The 17,732-nt window shown below is 43.4% G+C and carries 16 protein-coding genes and 2 tRNA genes; 8 read left to right on the top strand and 10 right to left on the bottom strand.

Translation table 11 applies throughout. From position 1 onward, the window contains the following. Positions 1–86: 86 nt before the first annotated feature. Together TH606_RS04880 and TH606_RS04885 are read left to right on the top strand one after the other, a co-directional pair. On the top strand, positions 87–563 hold the full coding sequence (locus TH606_RS04880) for a chemotaxis protein CheD (RefSeq protein ID WP_068541808.1): 477 nt from the start codon (positions 87–89) through the stop codon (positions 561–563). After that, entirely contained in the window at positions 557–1,414 is an 858-nt protein-coding gene (locus tag TH606_RS04885; RefSeq protein WP_082863522.1) for an HDOD domain-containing protein, read from the top strand. The genes TH606_RS04880 and TH606_RS04885 overlap by 7 nt, the downstream gene beginning before the upstream one ends. Here TH606_RS04885 and TH606_RS04890 read toward each other — a convergent pair. Genes TH606_RS04890 through TH606_RS04910 form a run of 5 tightly spaced genes read right to left on the bottom strand, consistent with a single transcriptional unit; the run spans position 1,398 to position 4,502 of the window. Continuing rightward, a complete protein-coding gene (locus tag TH606_RS04890; RefSeq protein WP_068541809.1) occupies positions 1,398–1,652 on the bottom strand; it encodes an EscU/YscU/HrcU family type III secretion system export apparatus switch protein in 255 nt (84 codons plus the stop codon). The two genes, TH606_RS04885 and TH606_RS04890, sit on opposite strands and share 17 nt — an antisense overlap. Next, positions 1,621–3,276: an Rne/Rng family ribonuclease gene (locus TH606_RS04895; protein WP_068541810.1), complete on the bottom strand. Its 1,656-nt coding sequence runs from the start codon at positions 3,274–3,276 to the stop codon at positions 1,621–1,623. Before TH606_RS04895 ends, TH606_RS04890 begins: the two co-directional genes overlap by 32 nt. Continuing rightward, positions 3,269–3,661 carry a molybdenum cofactor biosynthesis protein MoaE gene (locus TH606_RS04900; RefSeq protein ID WP_082863523.1) on the bottom strand — a complete coding sequence of 131 codons (393 nt, stop codon included), beginning with the start codon at positions 3,659–3,661 and terminating at the stop codon, positions 3,269–3,271. The genes TH606_RS04895 and TH606_RS04900 overlap by 8 nt, the downstream gene beginning before the upstream one ends. A gap of 32 nt (positions 3,662–3,693) precedes the next feature. Continuing rightward, a complete protein-coding gene (locus TH606_RS04905) occupies positions 3,694–4,056 on the bottom strand; it encodes a DUF5658 family protein (protein ID WP_068541811.1) in 363 nt (120 codons plus the stop codon). Positions 4,057–4,058: 2 nt separating this feature from the next. After that, a complete protein-coding gene (locus tag TH606_RS04910; protein WP_068541812.1) occupies positions 4,059–4,502 on the bottom strand; it encodes a tetratricopeptide repeat protein in 444 nt (147 codons plus the stop codon). A gap of 60 nt (positions 4,503–4,562) precedes the next feature. Between TH606_RS04910 and TH606_RS04915 the strand changes: the two genes are divergently transcribed. The 6 genes from TH606_RS04915 (at position 4,563) to TH606_RS04940 (ending at position 11,384) form a co-directional block, all read left to right on the top strand. Then, positions 4,563–4,653: transfer RNA gene (locus TH606_RS04915), tRNA-Ser, on the top strand. 81 nt (positions 4,654–4,734) lie between these two features. Next, positions 4,735–4,827: transfer RNA gene (locus TH606_RS04920), tRNA-Ser, on the top strand. Between the two features lie 297 nt (positions 4,828–5,124). Continuing rightward, positions 5,125–5,601 (top strand): cytochrome c3 family protein, encoded by a 477-nt coding sequence (locus TH606_RS04925; RefSeq protein WP_068541813.1) that lies wholly within the window; start codon positions 5,125–5,127, stop codon positions 5,599–5,601. Between the two features lie 102 nt (positions 5,602–5,703). Beyond that, on the top strand, positions 5,704–7,104 hold the full coding sequence (locus TH606_RS04930; protein WP_082863524.1) for an efflux transporter outer membrane subunit: 1,401 nt from the start codon (positions 5,704–5,706) through the stop codon (positions 7,102–7,104). Positions 7,105–7,107: 3 nt separating this feature from the next. After that, the gene (locus TH606_RS04935) at positions 7,108–8,256 is read left to right on the top strand and encodes an efflux RND transporter periplasmic adaptor subunit (RefSeq protein ID WP_068541815.1); all 1,149 of its coding nucleotides are present in this window, start codon (positions 7,108–7,110) and stop codon (positions 8,254–8,256) included. After that, entirely contained in the window at positions 8,253–11,384 is a 3,132-nt protein-coding gene (locus tag TH606_RS04940) for an efflux RND transporter permease subunit (RefSeq protein WP_068541816.1), read from the top strand. Before TH606_RS04935 ends, TH606_RS04940 begins: the two co-directional genes overlap by 4 nt. On the opposite strand, the gene TH606_RS04945 is transcribed toward TH606_RS04940, so the two are convergent. The 5 genes from TH606_RS04945 to TH606_RS04965 form a co-directional block, all read right to left on the bottom strand. Next, positions 11,361–13,682, bottom strand: coding sequence for an excinuclease ABC subunit UvrA (locus TH606_RS04945; protein WP_068541817.1), 2,322 nt, complete (start codon positions 13,680–13,682; stop codon positions 11,361–11,363). The two genes, TH606_RS04940 and TH606_RS04945, sit on opposite strands and share 24 nt — an antisense overlap. Positions 13,683–13,696: 14 nt before the next feature. Continuing rightward, positions 13,697–14,179: a hypothetical protein gene (locus TH606_RS04950; RefSeq protein WP_068541818.1), complete on the bottom strand. Its 483-nt coding sequence runs from the start codon at positions 14,177–14,179 to the stop codon at positions 13,697–13,699. Positions 14,180–14,384: 205 nt separating this feature from the next. After that, a complete protein-coding gene (hemW, locus tag TH606_RS04955) occupies positions 14,385–15,524 on the bottom strand; it encodes a radical SAM family heme chaperone HemW (protein WP_068541819.1) in 1,140 nt (379 codons plus the stop codon). Beyond that, the gene (locus tag TH606_RS04960) at positions 15,515–17,047 is read right to left on the bottom strand and encodes a hydantoinase B/oxoprolinase family protein (RefSeq protein ID WP_068541820.1); all 1,533 of its coding nucleotides are present in this window, start codon (positions 17,045–17,047) and stop codon (positions 15,515–15,517) included. The genes hemW and TH606_RS04960 overlap by 10 nt, the downstream gene beginning before the upstream one ends. After that, positions 17,048–17,701 carry an HD domain-containing protein gene (locus TH606_RS04965; protein WP_068541821.1) on the bottom strand — a complete coding sequence of 218 codons (654 nt, stop codon included), beginning with the start codon at positions 17,699–17,701 and terminating at the stop codon, positions 17,048–17,050. Positions 17,702–17,732 lie beyond the last annotated feature (31 nt).

Consider the following 17,732-nt stretch of genomic DNA (forward strand, 5'->3'; position numbering starts at 1 on the left):
GCGGACACAGTTGACGAAACACTATGTTTATGTTTTTTGTGGGCCTTCCGATATAAACAAAAGCAACCCTTAGTAGAGGGATAAAGGTGATTGTAGAAAAAGGACAATTCCAAATAACCAATAGCAAAGGCGAAATACTTGAAACAGAGGCTTTGGGCTCCTGTGTGGCCTTGGTTGCCAGAGATAGAGAGGCCGGGATTTATGGTCTCTGGATATTTGTTTTGCCGGCAGAACGGATCCTTACAAAGCGAGTGCCAGGCACTACTTCTATGTTTTTTGCCAGTGAAGGCATAGACGAGTTTTTAAATAGCCTTGAAGAAGCAGGGGTTTCGCGCGAAAGGCTTGAATTTTTTGTGGCCGGGGGAGCAAGATTCCTTGAAGCACCAACTATTTTTGACCTTGGTGGAGTAAATACTTCTATGATTCGCAAGTTACTTAGAGACCGGAATTTATCTCTCAAAGGGGAGCGCTGTGGTCTTCCTTTTCCATGTCGCGTAAAGATAAATCCCAAAGGGGACGAAATAATCTTTAAAATTTCGGGAGAAGAGGAAGAAAAGTGGTAAAGATACTGGAACATATTTTTGAAGAGTTAAATACGGTTCCTAACTTCCCTGACACGGCCTTAAGGGCCCTCAAAATGCTTGAAGACGAAAATATCAATTTTGAAGACCTGGCCAAGGTTATCAGATACGATGCCACCATCACGGCTAATTTTTTAAAACTGGTAAATTCAGCCTATATTGGCTTAAGGCGCAAGGTAGAATCTTTGACTCAGGCCTTTGCCCTTCTTGGTATCAACCAGATTCGTTTTTTCTTGGTGGCAGCCTGTGCCGGGCAATATTTAAAACGTACTTTGCATGGTTACAATTTATCTCCTTACGAAGTCTGGCTACATTCTTTGGGAAGTGGAGTTTTTGCAGAATTAATAGCAGAAAAAGTCAAGGCCAAACATCCTGATTATATTTTCACCGCGGCTCTTTTACACGATATTGGCAAGCTGGTCTTAGATTTATTTGTCGGTGGTGAGCTTGAGGTAATAAAAGACCTGGTAAAAGATGAAGGATTAACTTTTATGGAAGCAGAGATAATGGTCCTTGGCACTGACCACGCTGTGGTGGGGGCTGAGCTTTTAAGGCGCTGGGGTTTCCCTAAAGAGACTATCTTTGCCGTACGGGCTCATCATGACGAAGACTGGATGGTTCAGAACCAGACGGCTGCTATTGTAGCTCTTTCCAACATGCTTACTAATCTCTTGGGTATTGGAATGGGTTCAGATGGGCTTTCTTATAGAGTGCCTCCCAAGTTACTCAAAGTAGCTGGCATAAAAGACCGCGAGCTATTTTCCCTTATCGCTGAGGGTTATCAGAGGTTTCAAAACCTTAAAAATAACCTTCTGGCTAACTCTGCTCGTTGAGCCGCCAAGCCCAGGCAAGCACTATAGCTACAGCTTCATAAAGCTCTGGCGGAATTTCTTGTTCAATTTCAAGCTTCAATAGAGCTTCAATAAGTTTATCTTCTTTTTTAATGGGGATTCCATGTTCCCGGGCTAAAGAAAGTATTCTTTCAGCAAGAAGCCCCTCTCCCTTGGCAACTACTCTGGGAGCTTTATCTTTATGGTGGTCATACTTTAGAGCTACTGCCTTTTTCTTCATTATTTTTCTTCTTGCGGGTTCGACTGGAACGAGCTCTTTTATTTTCTTTAGTTTGCCCTTTTTCTTTTAAAGACTTTTCTTCTTTTATCGTTTCTTTTTCTGTATTGACTTTAATATCTGAAGAAGATTGTTTTATCTCTTCAAAAACTGCCTCTTCAGGGGGCAAAGAAATATCAGGCTCTATAATTACGGCGGCATTATAGTAATCTTCCAGGACAGCTAAGTCTTTTCTTTTTTGATTCAAGAGATAAGAAGCAAGTTCAGGGGCAGCTTTCACTTTTATTTGTTTTATATTCTTGGTGGCAAGTTTACTTTTTATCCGTCTTAAAAGGGCGGTGGCTGAAACTTCTACGGTTCTTATCTGGCCTGCTCCGCGGCAGCACGGACAGGGGCGAAAACTCCCCCATTGTATAGGGGCCTGGAGTTTCTGGCGGGCTAATTCTATAAGCCCAAGCTTACTAAATTTGGTTAAAGTGATTTTGGCCTTGTCTTTTTTAAGGGCTTCTTTCAGGCGTTTTTCTACCTGGTAGCGGTGTTTAGGTTGCTTCATGGTAATAAAGTCAATGACTACCAGGCCGCCAAGATCTCGTAGACGTAGCTGGCGGGCTATTTCTTCTGCGGCTTCAAGGTTGGTCTTAAAAGAAGTTTCTTCAAGGTCTTTTTCACGTACACATTTGCCTGAATTTACGTCTATAGCTACCAGGGCTTCGGTGGGTTCAATATAAAGAGTCCCCCCTGAAGGTAAAGGAACCACCGGTTTAAATACGTTTTCAATTTGCTCTTCAAGGTTGAAAAGGGAAAAAATAGGCCTTTCTTCTTTAAACAACTTGGCCAGACGCACTTGGCGTGGAGCTACTAATTTCAGGAAACTTTTTATCTTCTCAAGGGACTCTGAGGTATCTACCAAAATTTCTTTTACGTCAGAAGAGAGATGTTCACGGAGGAATCTGACTATGACGTCCTGGTCACGATAAAGCAAAGTGGGGGCCTTTTTTTGGGCCGCCTGTTTCTTAATTTCTTGCCAGAGGCGTAAGAGATATCTGAGGTCAGCTAGAATATTTTTCTTGGCCGCTTCAGCTGCGGCGGTGCGCATTATAACGCCCACACCTTCGGGAAGCTTGAGGCCAAGGAGGATGTCTTTCAACCTCTTTCGTTTATTTTCGTCTTCTACTTTTTTAGAAACACCCTGAGTGGGGTTCCCTGGCATTAAAACCACATAGCGGCCTGGCAGAGTTAAATAGGTAGTTAGGCTTGCGCCTTTGGTAGGAGTTTCCTCTTTGACTACCTGCACCAGGAGTTCTTGTCCCTCTTCAAGTAATTCTGGCAAACGCGATTTTCCCGAAGAATCTACTGCTTCGGCATAACCGTAATATTCAGGGTGAATTTCTTTAAAAGGTAGATATCCGTTGCGCGAAAGGCCTATATCTACAAAAGCCGCTTGAAGACTGGGCTCAATATTTACCAATCGGCCTTTGTAGATGTTGCCCTTGGTATGCTCCCTGACAACGGTTTCAATATCAAAGGCTTCAAGGCGGCCATTTTCAACTAGGGCTACTCTTACTTCTTCTGGTTGATCAGCATTTATCAGGATTGTTTTATTGGCTGTCTTTTGTTTTCTAGGCATTTATGGGCATCTCTTCTTTAGAAGTTACCGAGGCCTTTATTAAGTTGAGCACATGGGTAAGGGCATTGACAACGTTATCACGAAAATCTCCTGCTACTACTAGAAGCATAAGAATATCTCCTACTTCAAGTTCCCCTTCTCTGATATAGACTCTCACTTCAAAAATTCCTGGTAGAGTTTGGGCTGTATCTATTATTTCCGAGAGCTTTTCGCGATCAACCTTAACCTTGACCCCCTTTACCTTTTCACCAGTGCGTGTGAAGGACCTGACCACCCCGGTATGAGTAAGAATCATACCGATTTTGCCTTCAGATTTTTTGATGATTTCCTGTATTATGGTATCAAGAGAAGGCATTTTTTCCTTGTCTGTTATCACCTTAAACATATTTTTTCTCCTTCAAGTATTTTGACTTATAATTACAAATATAAAAAGTGATAAAAAACCACTCCAAGATAGAGGATAGTCACCAAAAGAAGCCCCCAAAAGGCCCTTTTTGATCTCTTGAGAGCACATAAAAGAAAAAGGATCCCACCAAAAAAACCAACCAACATACTTTTAAGCAGCAAAAAAAATACAGGAGAAATTCTAATACTCCAATTCATGAAGGGATTTAGTTCCATACATTGGCCCTGGTAAAGACATTCGAGGGTTAAAAAAGCATCAATCTTTGAGAGCATAAGGAGAAAGACATAGGCACAAAGCGCCAGAGCAAAAATAAAAGAAAGTTCTATGGGGCGTTTAAGTTCTTGCCATAAAATTGATGCTTTTTTAAAAGGCATAATTAAAAATCAATAATTTTTTGGGCCTGGGCCGTAGCTCTTTGGACTGAAACGGCTTTATCTAAATCCAAATCTGCCAGCTCTTCTTCACCCATATCCCGATAAACCTGGCTTCTGGCCATAAAGGCTGCGGCATAAAGTGGTTCAAGGTTTATCGCGTTATTAAAACAATCAAGGGCTTTTTCTAAATCTTTTTTACGATAATACACCTGACCTAAACGATAATGAAGCCTGGGATTTTTGGGTTCTTCTTCCAGGGCCTTTAATAAATCTCTTTCTGCTTCATCTAAGCGGTCAAACTTCAAGAAAATAGCCGCTCTGGCGTGTAAGGCTTTTACAAAAGTTGGTTCCAGCTCTAAAGCCTTATTTAAATAGTCTAAAGCCTCTTCAAACTGTTGTTTAAAAAGTAAAAAGGCACCTTCTTCGTAAAGTTCTTCAGCTGTCATGACAACCTCCTTCTTGTTTTTTCTCAAATTTTGTTTAATAGTTATTTTAGATAAAGACAAGGAGGGGTGCCCGAGCGGCCGAAGGGGGCGGCCTTGAAAGCCGCTGAGGGTCTAGTGCCCTCCGGGGGTTCGAATCCCTCCCCCTCCGCCAACATTAATTTTTATTGTTTTGGCTAGTGTTAAATAGCTGTTGCAGGAAGGAAAATATTTCGGTAGTTTATAAGTAACATTTGGAGGGGTGACCGAGAGGCCGAAGGTGCTCGCCTGCTAAGCGAGTGTGCCCCCAAAAGGGGCACCGTGGGTTCGAATCCCACCCCCTCCGCCAGTTTTTCCAGCAAACAAAAACGTCTCCTCCCACAACATTTTTGTCGAAGTAGTTTCAGGGTCTAAAAACGATTTTTGTGACCTTTAAAACATGTTTATAGTCTTAATCTATCTCTAATACGGCGGTGCTTTTCACCGAAAGATAAGGATCGCCCCCTCGTAGTGATAGCTTGGGCTAGTCATGACGAATGAAGCAATCTCTGATCAAGATTTTTTGAATTTTGGAAGTTTTAAAGTATTGGCACTAATATTGCTAATCAAAACATTCAAAAACATTCAAAAATAAAGGAGGTCAGAGATGAGGAAAATAGTACTTGTTTTGGCAGGTTTACTTCTGGCTACTGGTTCAATGAATGCTTTAGCTGAAAAAGAAACTAATTCTGATGTAACCAAAGAACTAGTTGTTCCCTTGGTAAAAGAATACAAGGTTAAAATGGGCAAGGCTTCGTTCCCTCACGCCAAGCATTTTATGGATGCAGGGTATTCCTGTGGGACTTGTCATCACGAGAAAAAGGTCAAGGTAAATGGAAAAATGCAAGCTATTCCTTTAACCACAGAAAAAGCTAAAGCCATGATGGCCGAAGGTAAAAATCCATTTCAATGTAAAAGCTGTCATGGTGACCTTAATCGCAAACAGTACAAAAAACTGTTTCATAAAAATTGTTTAAGCTGCCACAAAGCTCTTAAAAGAGAAGGGAAAGCAGTGCCTACTAAATGTAAAGAATGTCATGTGAAGCCTAAGAAAAAGCGTAAGACCATGTTAGAAGGCTGCTAATTAACAGGTTTTTGGGAGAGGTCTAAATCCCCCTCCCTCCTCACAAACAGACCTCTCCCTTTTTCAATAACAAAGCTTTTTTTCCTGCCAAAAAACAATATAATGAAAATCGCCATGGACAAATTGAGACTCATCTGGTGCTTTTTTCTTTTAATTGCAGGCTGTTCTTCTAATCCTTCTGGCCTTACACCCCAAGTTGAAATTCCTGAAAAATTTTTTCTGGCTCAAGATACCCCTCAGAACAAGGTAGATATAGATCACTGGTGGAAAAGTTTAAAAGATAAAGAATTAAATCGTCTTGTACAGGAGCTTCTTTCTTCAAATTGGCGTTTAAGGGAAGCTCAGGCCCAAATAAAGATAGCCGAAGCCCTTTTTAGAGAAGCTAAAGCCCTTCGGTTCCCCAGGTTAGATTTTTCTTTTTCCGCCAGTCGCGGCCGACAGGTTATTTCTTTTATTCCCGTTAAATCTTCTGTTTCAGGTAGTTTTTCAGGAAGTCTTCTGGCTTCATACGAAGTAGATATTTGGGGAAAACTTAGTCATGCCAGTAAAGCTTCCTATTATCAACTCATAGCCAGCAAAGAAAATCGTCGAGCGCTTGCTCAGAGCCTAGTGGCCCAGCTAGTTAGTGAATACGTTTCAGGGGTTTATCTCTCGTGTGAGAAGGCTTTGTTAGAAAAACAGCTGGAGATAGAAAAACGTTATCTTAAAGCCCTGCGCCAACGCTACCGGTTGGGACTCATAGACCCATCTCTTCTGGAACAAGAAGAACGGCTACTGGTTAATCTTGAAGAGGAAAAAGAGAGACTTGAAGGGGAAATTACTTCTGCTAGACAAAAAATATCTCTTCTTTTGGGGAGGTATCCTAAGCCCTGGCCGATTTCTAATAATATTTGTTCATTAGAACTTTCTCCTCCGCCTCCGGGTTTACCTTCAGCGCTTTTAAAGCGCAGGCCAGATATCCTGGCGGCAGAAGCCAAACTCCTTTCAGCTGGAGAACAAATAGCCAGCGAAAAGGCAACTTTGTTTCCTAAAATAACTCTTACCGCTCAGGAAGGTCGCGTCTCAAATGCCCTTGTTAATTTGCTTAACAGTGAAAATAGGTTCTGGGAACTTGCTTTCTCTTTAGCCCAGCCTATTTTTGACGCCGGTGCGCGAAAGGCCAGAATAAAAAAAGCTAAGGCCCGTCTTGAGGAAGCCAGGGCTGTATATGCTCAAACCATACTTCAGGCCTTTTTTGAAGTGGAAAATGCCCTTATGCTAGAGGCCAACTGGCGAAGGCGTCTTGAGCTGGCTCTGAGAAGAGAACAGGCGGCCTGTAATGAAGCGCAGATAAGGTCTCTGCGAGCGCAGTTGGGAATAACCTCTATCATTGATTATCTTAAGGCCCAAAATTTGTATTTAGAAAGCCAGAGAAAAGTTTTATTCACCAGAAAACAGCTGCTATTAGCTAGAATTTCCCTTTACAGGGCACTTGGTGGCGGGTTTGAATTTGAAAGCGAGTAGCTTATGAAGAAACATAAAATTTTACAATGTCTTTTGGTTGTTTTCGTCTTAGTAGCTGGTTTTCTGCTAGCTCATCATTTTATTTCTACTAAGCCCAAAGTTCCTAAACGAAAGCCTAAACCCTTTCTTCCTTTAGTTGAGGTTTTATCTTTGAAACAACAAGATTTTCAGGTCACCATTGAAGGCTTTGGTACTGTTCGGGCTTTGAGGGCAGGCCATATTGTACCAGAGGTCTCAGGGCGACTTATATATGTGTCTCCCAAACTTGTTCCTGGTGGGAGGTTTAAAAAGGGTGAAATCCTGGCTCGTATTGACCCCAGTGATTATGAGGCAACTCTTGCTCTGGCCCAAGCAGAACTTGAAGAGACCAGGCGGACTTATGAAGAAATAAAAGCTCAGGCCCTGGCTGCTAAAGAAGAATGGTATAAAGTACTGGGCCACAAGGAAACTCCTCCGCCTTTGGTGGTAAAGAAGCCCCAGCTGGCCGCAGCGGAAGCGAGAATAAAAGCCGCTCAGGCCAAATATGAAAAAGCACGTTTAGACCTTAAGCGAACAACCATCAGGGCCCCTTTTGACGGACTGGTTACTGAGGCTCAAGTAGAACTCGGCCAATATGTTTCTAAAGGGGCTTTGTTGGCCAAAGTGTATGACATAAAATCTTTAGAAGTAGCTATTCCTTTATCCTTAGAAGAGATAAAATTTTTGGAAATTCCAGGCTTTAATAGCAAACGTGCTTCAAAAGCCAAAATCTTTCTTCATAACTTTAGTAATTTTTTCTGGACTGGAGAGGTCATTCGGGCTTCGGCCAGGGCAGACGAGAAGACCCGCTTGATAGACATTTATGTCAGAATCAATAAACCCTTTTCCCAAAAAATTCGTCTTCTTCCTGGTTTTTTTGTAAAAGCAGAATTTGAAGGAAAGATTTTAAAAAATGTCATAGTTATCCCTAGAAAGGCCCTCTACTTTGAAGAGGGAAAATGGTACGTGTGGCTGGTTGAAGAAGGTCATCTGAAAAGAAGAGAAATAGAGATAATTTTATTTAACGAAGATAAGGCGGTGATACGCCATGGAGTCTTAAAGGCAGGAGAAAACCTTGTAATTACCAAGCTTACCAGACCTGTTCCAGGCATGAAGGTGCGTATTAAGCCATGAAAAAGCTTATCGCCTGGTTTGCGGAAAATCACGTAGCAGCCAATCTTTTAATGTTGTTTCTTTTGGCCGCAGGTCTTTATAGCGCTTTTAACATAAAAGTAGAAGTCTTTCCTGATATAACCCTTGATGCCGTTCAAATCAGTGTTGAATACCGCGGGGCCGCCCCGGAAGAAGTAGAAGAAGGGATTATTCGTCCCATTGAAGAAAGGATTATGGGGCTTCCAGGCGTTGAACGCATTTATTCTCAAGCCATTGAAGGGCGGGCTCAAATTACCGTAGAAGCCACTAAGGGCTGGGATATTAATAAACTTTACGATGATATAAAAGTAGAGGTTGACGGGCTTACCACTCTCCCTGAAGAGGCTGAACGCCCTATAGTGAGGCGGGTTTCCAGGCTTTTTCCCGTAATCAGTATTGCTGTTTACGGAGATGTTTCCGAAAAGACGTTAAAAAGATGGGCTGAACAGATAAAAGAAGAACTGCTCACCTTACCCGAGGTAACAGAAGTATCTTACTTTGCTATACGTCCAGAAGAAATCCACGTGGAAGTCTCTCCTGAGGTGCTCCAGAAATATAAGTTGAGCTTGGGGGAGATTGCCCAGCGCATTAGAGAAGAAAGCGTTGATTTGCCTGCCGGCCGTATATCTGAAAAAGATGACGAAATTCTTTTGCGAGCAAAGGGCAAACGTTACTATGGGGAAGAATTTTTAAACATACCAGTGGTGACTGATTTTCAGGGCACCAGTATCACTCTTGGCCAGATTTCCCAGGTTAAGGATTCTTTCCGCGACTTAGTGGACTTTTTTGCTTACTTTAAAGATAAAAGGGCGGTAGTGGTTCAGGTCTTTCGTCTTGGGGATCAAAACGTCCTTGAGATTTCCAAGGCGGTAAATCAGTATTTTGAAGCCCTGCGCGAGAGAATCCCTGAAGGCATAAAGGTAGAACTTTTTGAAGATACCTCTCAGGTTCTTAAGGCCCGTTTGTTCTTGCTACTTAAAAACTTGAGTCTGGGTATGGTTTTAGTTCTTTTGGTTCTTGGTTTCTTTCTTCATCCCCGGCTGGCCTTCTGGATAATGCTCGGTATCCCTATTTCATTCGCCACCGCTTTATGGCTCCTTCCATATTTTGGCGTGTCTATCAATATGGTCTCTCTTTTTGCTTTTATTCTGGTATTAGGTATCGTGGTTGACGATGCCATTGTAGTGGGAGAAAACGTATTTCATCTGCGCCAGAAAGGCCTTCCTCCTTTGGAAGCTGCCATTAAAGGCACTATTGAGGTAAGTACTCCGGTGCTTTTTTCAGTATTAACCACCATGGCGGCTTTTTGGCCCTTACTTTATGGCTCTGGGGTTATGGGAAAATTTATTTTTGTTATCCCGGTAGTGGTAATTCTAGTGCTTTTAGGTTCATTGATTGAATCGTTTTTTGTGCTCCCGGCCCATTTAGCTGCCACTAAAGGTAATATTTCTCCTGAGGGGGTGAGTTTTCTAGCTAGAGGCCTTGAACGTTTAGTAAACGGCCCTTATCGTCGGAGCCTGGCTTTTGCTTTGCGCTGGCGCTATTTAACGCTTTCCCTTAGCATTGCGCTGTTGGTAGTAGTTATTTCTCTCTGGCTTGGCGGCCGTATTAAATTTACCTTTTTCCCCCGGGTGGAAGGTGATGATGTAAACTGCTATATCACCATGCCTGCTGGCACCCCCGCTCAGGTAAGCCTGGCAGTAGCCAGGGAGATAGAAAAAAAAGGTCTGGCAGTTATTAAAGAATACGAAAAAAAATACGGTAAGTCTCTTTTAGAATACTCCATGATAATGGTAGGGGTGCACCAGATACGCCATGGTCCTAGGGCTGGGACTCCTTCCGTAGGGTCTCATCTGGCTCAGGTAACTTTAGAGTTAATCCCTGGCGAGGAGCGTCCTGGTATTAGCAGCGCCGAAATTGTCAGAGAATGGCGAAAAAGGGTAGGGGAGATTCCTGGGGCTGAGGGTATTCTTTTTCAAAGTGAATTGTTTGGCCTGGGGAAACCTATAGATATCGCTGTGTCGCTTAAAGACGAGGAATCTCTTTTAGAAGTGGTTGAGATTATAAAGAAAGAGTTGCGAAATATTCCCGGGGTGCACGACATTGAAGATAGCTTTCTGCCAGGGAAGGATGAAATCAAAATCGTTTTAAAGCCAGGGGCTGAAGCCTTAGGTTTGACCCTGGAAGAAGTAGCCAGGCAGGTAAGACAGGCCTTTTACGGGGCTGAGGCTTTAAGGGTCCAGCGGGGAGAAGACGAAGTTCAGGTGCTTGTTCGTTATACGGCCAAAGAGCGGAGCATGGTAGCCTCTCTTGAAAAAATGAGGCTCCATCTACCTGATGGCCGCGAAATTCCCCTGCTAGAAGTGGCTGATTTAAAGCGAGGTTACGGTTATGTTTCCCTTGATCGCCTGGATGGAAGACGAGTGATTCACGTGCTGGCTGAAGTTGACGAAAAAGTAGCCAGTGCCTCAGAGATAAGAGAATTTTTGGCCACCCAATTCCTTCCTGAGTTAAAGGCCAGGTATCCGGACCTGGTCTATTCTTTTGAAGGAGAAGGCAGACGCCAACAGGAGTCCATGAGAGACGTGATAAAGGCCTTTCTTTTTGCCCAGCTGGTTATTTATGCCCTTCTTGCTATTCCTCTACGTTCTTATGCTCAGCCCCTTATTATCATGTTCGCGGTACCATTTGGTATAATAGGCGCTTTTCTTGGTCATAAACTTATGGGGTACCATCTTAATATTTTAAGTTTTTTTGGCATTGTAGGGCTTTCAGGAGTAGTGGTAAACGATTCGCTTATTCTCACAGACATGATTAACCGGCTAAAAACAAAAACTAGAAGCCCCATGGAAGCGGTGATTGAAGGGGCCTGCCGACGCTTTCGGCCTATTTTGCTCACTACCGTAACCACCTTTGCCGGGCTTACCCCCATGATACTGGAAAAGAGCCTTCAGGCACGAGTGCTTATCCCCATGGCCATAAGCCTTGGTTTTGGTGTTCTTTTTGCCACCTTTATTACCCTAATTATTGTTCCCTGCGCTTATCTGGTGCTTGATGATATAAAAAAACTACCAAGGGGCAAGAGTTTAGTCGGCCTTAACCAGAGATAGGTATTTTTCAAATAATCTGGCGAATTGGCCTTTTTGTTTTAACCAGGCTTCAGGTGTTCCAGAAAAAATTACTTTTCCCTGTTGAATTTCCCAAAGTTCATCAGCCAGCAGGACAAAAGCCGGATGATTATCAGCCACTATCAGGGTATAGCCCTGTTCAATTAACCTGTCAAAAAGGGCCAGGAGTTTATTTACGTCTTCAAAGTGAAGACCAATACTTGGCACATCAAAAAGCAATACCCGGGCTTTTTCTCCTTTAAGAAGCAGGCGGGAAAGTCTTAATCTCTGACGCTCTCCGCCAGAAAGAGAGCTTATTTCTTGCCCCAGGGGCAAATAGCCAAGGCCGACTTCGGTTAAAAGGGCAAGTTTTTCTGAAAGCCTGGGAACCCGAGCTAAAAGAGAAAGGGCTTCTTCTACCGTAAGCTTCAACAACTCATGTATGTTTAGCCCGCGATATTTAACGGCTAACACGTCGCGTCTAAACTTTGTCCCCAGGCATTCTTCACACACAGCCCAGAGAGAGGGAATATGTGGAATTTTTACTTCATAGCGACCAAGGCCTTTACAAACCGGGCAGCGGCCTTCTTTGGTAAAAAAACTAAAGTGAGCCGGTTTGAGACCCATAGCCCGGGCTTCTTTGGTAGAAGCCAGAAGTTCACGCAAAATTTTAAAGCCTTCAATATAGCTTATGACAATGCTTTCTCGCCCTCTGGGTTCAGCTGGTGCGATGAGTTGAGTCTCTCCATGTTGGGCCAACTCTTTAAGCAGTGAACTTTTCCCTGCTCCTGAAGGCCCGGCCAAACATAATAAGGCCTGTTTCGGCACCTTGAACCGGCCAATTTTCAAGATTCCTTTGGGCCTTCTTGGGCGACGTGAAAGATGTTTTTGACCAGAAAGAAAAGCTCCAGTAGGGGTCTCTTTTCGAGAAATGAGCTCTTCTGATGACCCTACAAATAGGATTTCCCCACCGTGCCGGCCAGCCCCTGGCCCCATTTCTACTACTACCTGTGAGGCGGTAATAAAAAGTGGGTCGTGTTCCACCACGATAACGGTATTACCCTGGGCAATAAGACTTTCTAAAAGGAAAAGAAGGTGCTCTTTTTCGGCAGGCGAAAGCCCAACACCAGGTTCGTCAAAAACGTAAAGACAGCCAGATAGGCTTTCGCCAAAGAAGGCCGAAAGTCTTAACCGCTGAAGCTCTCCTAAAGAAAGTTTGTGACAGGGGCGGAAAAGATTTAAATGACCAAGATTTAGGTCTAACATGGCTCTGGAGCGAACTTTTATTTCGGTCAGGAGGCTTTCAAATATACGAGCTTTAAGGCCTTCAAACTTTAAAGAGGAAAGTTTTTTAAGTGCTTCTTTGATAGGGTTTTGAGCCAGGTCAGCAAAGTTAAAAGGCCCCAGAAAAACCTTTAAAGATTCGGGTTTCAATCTCTTTCCTTTACACGCAGGGCAAAGGCCTTTTTCTGTTTCTCCCAAGCCCTGACAATGAGGACAGGCCCCGAGCGGATGATTAAAGGAAAAGATCTCAGGTCTTAATTCTGGCAAGGGTGTTCCACAGAAAGGGCAAAAATTCCCTCGTGTAAAACGAAGCTCTTTTAGATTTTCCTGAAGAGGTTTTATCCACACCACTCCTTGAGTTAAAGAAAAGGCCAGTCGCAAGGCTTCTTCTAGGCGGCTTTCAGCTCCTTCTTTCATTATCAGGCGATCAACCAAAACCGCACAACTTGAAAACTTTTGGGGAGGGCTTTCTTCAGTTAAGTCAATTACCTGGTCATCAATTAAAAAACGCTGAAAACCTTCGGATTGAAGGAAGCGCAAACCTTCTGTATTTATCTGCCATAAAGGGGCCAGTACATAAAATTTGCTTTTAAGAGGTAAACTAGTTTTGATTTTTTCAAGTATTTCGCTAAGAGTGAAAGAAGTAATAAGGTTTTGGCAAGTTTTACATTCAATGCTTCCAAGTTCAGCGAAGAGGACGCGAAAATAGTCAAGAAGGCCGGTTAGTGTACCAACAGTTGAGCGCGGAGAAGTTTGGGGAACTTTCTGTTCAAGGCCAATACTAGGTGGGAGCCCTTGAGCCGCTTCAAGAAAAGGAGACTCACCTGTTATTCTTCCTGTTTTTCCAAGGTCAAGGACGGCCAGATAGCGCCTTCTTCCTTCCTGACAAATAGTATCAAAGGCAAGGCTTGATTTACCAGAACCTGAAGGTCCAGTGATACAAATTAGAACCCCCTTAGGGAGTTCAAGAGAAATATTTTTGAGGTTATGGATTTTGGCGCCAGATATTCGTATCACTTAATTTCGCTGCTTTATTCACCTATAACGCGTTTTTCCAGGTAACGAAGACGGTCTAATACATCGGCCATAACCTTTTCTTCTCTTTTAAGGCGTTCTAATTCTTGCGCTACTTTCCCTACCTGGAAAGTGAGCTGGTCTATACGGTGATTAGTTTGGTCTATCCGGGAAGTAAGATCAGATTTAACTTCATCTATTTTGGATGAAAGCTCAGAACGTACTTCGTCAATACGTTTATTGGTTTCATCAATGCGGGCAGTTAGCTCGGTGCGCACTTCATCAATACGTTTGTTGGTTTCGTCAATACGAGCAGAGAGTTCAGAACGCACTTCGTCAATGCGGCGGCTTTGGTCAGCTAAGTGAAGATTGACGTCGTCTAGGCGTTTGCTGATAAGTTCAACGGCTATTTTTATTTCTCTCTGTTCCTGTTTAATGCTTTCTAATTCAGGAAGCATAAACTCTTTGAAAACACTTCTTACAGCTTCTTTAATATCCATGGATCTCTCCCGGTGTTTTTATTAATTAAGCATTTTTTACATATAAATTGTCATCGCGAGGCAACGTAGTTGCCGAAGCGATCTAGGCCTTTCACTAACATTCAGGACAGGGATTGCTTCGCTCTGCTCGCAATGACAAGCAAAATTGCCGTCTGTTTTATGTCCTGCAATATAATTATCGCCTTAAAAAGGTATTTTGAAAAGACTAAACTAATTCCCGAAAAACAAAGTTTGACAGCAAAATTCCCTTTCGGCTGAGGCGAAGCCTATCGTTTTCTAAAATCAAAAACCCTTCGGCAAGCAAGCTTTTAAGGGTTTTTCCGTAGTAGGTGAGGACGTCAAAACCAAAATGTTTTTTAAACTCTGGCAGGCTGATACCTTTCAACACTCTCAAACCAAGGATTACTGCCTCACGGAACCTGGCCTCGGCGTCTAAAGTTTCAATTTCACGAGGAGGAAACTGCCCCTGACCCAGGGCTTCCAAGTACTTCTTGAGGTTTTCCTCATTTTTGAAACGTTTGCCTTCTAAAAAAGAGGCTGCTCCTGGCCCCAGGCCCAAATAAGGCTTTGCCTCCCAATAAAAAAGATTATGTTTGCATTGATAGCCCGGTCTGGCATAGTTTGATATTTCATAATGTTTAAAGCCTTTTCCTTCTAAAAATTCGTGGATAAACCAGAAAAACTTTATTATTTTTTCTTCAGGTAAAAGCTTAATTTTATTTTTTTGTATTAGCTCCCAAAGAGGTGTCTCTGGTTCTGGGGTCAATTCATAGCAAGATACGTGTTGTGGCTCAAACGAAACCAAGAGCTTTAGCTCTTCTTCAAGGTCTTCTAAATTTTCTCCTGGCCAGGCATAAATCATATCCAAAGAAAGATTGGAAAAACCTGCCTTTCTGGCAAGGGTTACGGCTTTTTCTATATCGCTTACCAGGTGTCTTCGACCAAGGGCTTTTAAGCCTTTCTTCGTAAAACTTTGAGCACCAATGCTTATTCGGTTAAAAACCCTTCTATATCCCAAAAGGTTTTCAAAAGTTAAGCCTTCAGGATTTACCTCTATCGTGGCTTCTTCTGGTATGAAGTATAAATTGGCCTTTAAAAAAGAAAAAAGTTCCTCAAAAAAAGAAGGAGGCAAAAGGGAAGGGGTCCCTCCTCCGGCGTAAAAGGTCACGAACTTGTGATTTTTAAGCCGCGGCTGCCAGAGAGTAATTTCTTTTTTTAAGGCCTCAAGAAATTCTTTTACCGGGATTTTTTCTAAATCAGAAAAAGGCAGGGAATAAAAATCGCAATAAGGGCATTTGGCACGGCAAAAGGGGAGGTGGACATAAAGGGCAGCCTTTATCCCCAACCGCCTCCCCCAGGAGTACGAATTTCTATTACGTCACCAGGTTTAACCTGAAGGGTTATTTTTCCGGGTAGTTTTCGTTTGCGGCCTTCTTTTTCAAGGATGTTTTGGCCGCGACGTCCAGGCTTTCCTCCGTAAAGGCCGTAAGGGGCCAGCCGCCTTCTTTCCGAAAGAATGGTAACGGTTAAAGGCTTAAGAAAGCGAAAACGTCTTATCAGGCCATCGCCTCCCCGAAATTTACCTGTCCCTCCAGAGCGAGGGCGCAGGCTGTATCTTTCAACCAGCACAGGAAATTCCCTTTCAAGGGCTTCAACAGGAGTGTTAAGGGTGTTGGTCATGTGAGTGTGTACCCCGGAAAGCCCGGGTTTTCCGGGCCTTGCTCCCATGCCACCCCCGATGGTTTCGTAGTAGGAAAAGTCTTCAGTGCCAAAGGCAAGGTTGTTCATGCTGCCGCAAGAAGCGGCCGGGATTTGTTCGGGAAGGGCCTGGGCAAGAGCGCCCAAAATAGCATCTACAATACGCTGTGAAGTTTCTACATTTCCCGCGGCTACCGGAGCAGGATAACGGGCGTCAACTACTGTTTCAGGTTCAGTTATAATCTCTAAAGGCTCAAAGGCGCCCTGGTTTTGAGGGATATTTCCACGCGCCAGAGCAAAAAATACATAATAAACCGCCGCACAGGTAACGGCATAAACGGCGTTTAAACCAGTGGTTACCTGGCGGGCGCTACCTCTAAAATCAATAGTAGCCCGGTCTTTTTTAATTTTTAGGTGCACTTTAATGGAAATAGGGTCTTTATTGAGGCCGTCATCGTCTAGAAAGTCTTCAAAATAATAAGAGCCATCAGGGATTTCTTTAATAAGGCTTCGCATGTAAATTTCACTGTGATTAAGAAGCATGGTCAATCGTTCTTTAAGGAAAGAAAGTCCATATCTGGAAATCAGTTCTTTTAAGCGTACCTCTCCCCGGTGAAGGGCAGCTATCTGGGCCCTTAAATCTCCTTCTCGCTCGGCAGGGTTTCTTACTTTTTCCAAAAAGTTACGAAAAAAGACCTCGTTTAATTCTCCAGCTTTAATTAGTTTTTGAGGTTTAATCAAAACCCCTTCATCTTCAATGTGGGTTGCCAGAGGCATGGAACCTGGGGCCTTTCCTCCCACGTCAGCATGATGGGCCCTTACCGTAAGGTAAAAGGCTATCTCATTCCGGTGATAGACTGGCTTTATAAGGGTTATGTCTGGTAGATGGGTGCCTCCGGCGTAAGGGTCGTTGGTAATAGCTACGTCTCCAGAATTTAAAGTAAGTGTTTTCCTTACAGCGGCCAGAGTATGGGGCATGGCCCCTAGGTGTACCGGAATGTGGGCCGCCTGGGCAATAAGGCGGCCTTTGCCGTCAAAAATAGCGCAGGAAAAATCCCGCCGCTCTTTGATATTGGCTGAAAAAGAAGACTTCTGAAGTACTATACCCATTTCTTCAGCAATTGCTGAAAGCAAAGAGTTAAATATGGTAATCTCTACTTCTTCACGCATTTAAAGTTCTCCCGCTACTTCCTTGTGAAGGCGTTCAAAAAATTCTTCCATAAAACGATAGCGTTCTTGGGCCAGACGGCGTCCTTCTTCAGTAAGCATGTGGTCTTTAATTTTGGAGAGTTTAAGTTTGAACTCGCGCCAGGCTGTATCTTCCCGGGAATAAGGCTCTGTTTGGGAAAGGTCAACTTCGGGATTATGAAGCCTTGCCCCGACTTCGCCAGCAAAGAGAAAGGCTCGGCCAATGCCTACTGCCCCCAGGGCGTCAAGTTTATCAGCGTCAAAAAGGACTCTGGCTTCAAGGGTTTTCAGGCGTTTTTTGCTCCGAAAACGATGTGAGGCAATGGCTTCAGCTACTCTTTCAATAAAATCAGCCGGCAATCCATAACGGGCAAGTATTTTCTTTACCTGTTCTGCCCCGTAAGCTGCGTGGCAAACTTTGCCTTTGGTTCTTTTTTCTTCGGCCCGGCCTATGTCGTGAAAAAGGGCCGCTACTCTTACAACATCAAGGTCTGCACCTTCAGCCCGGGCCAGATGTTCAGCCAGGCGCAAAACTCGTTTCACGTGGTCAAAACGGTGGCTTCCGCCGTTGGCCTCGTAAAGAAATTCTGCCTCTTTTAGTAATTTTTTCCAGAGTTCCTCGTTTACGATTCCCATCAAAAAGATTAGTAACAAGAGAGAATAAAAT

Source organism: Thermodesulfatator autotrophicus, from assembly GCF_001642325.1.
In the GTDB taxonomy this organism is placed as follows: domain Bacteria; phylum Desulfobacterota; class Thermodesulfobacteria; order Thermodesulfobacteriales; family Thermodesulfatatoraceae; genus Thermodesulfatator; species Thermodesulfatator autotrophicus.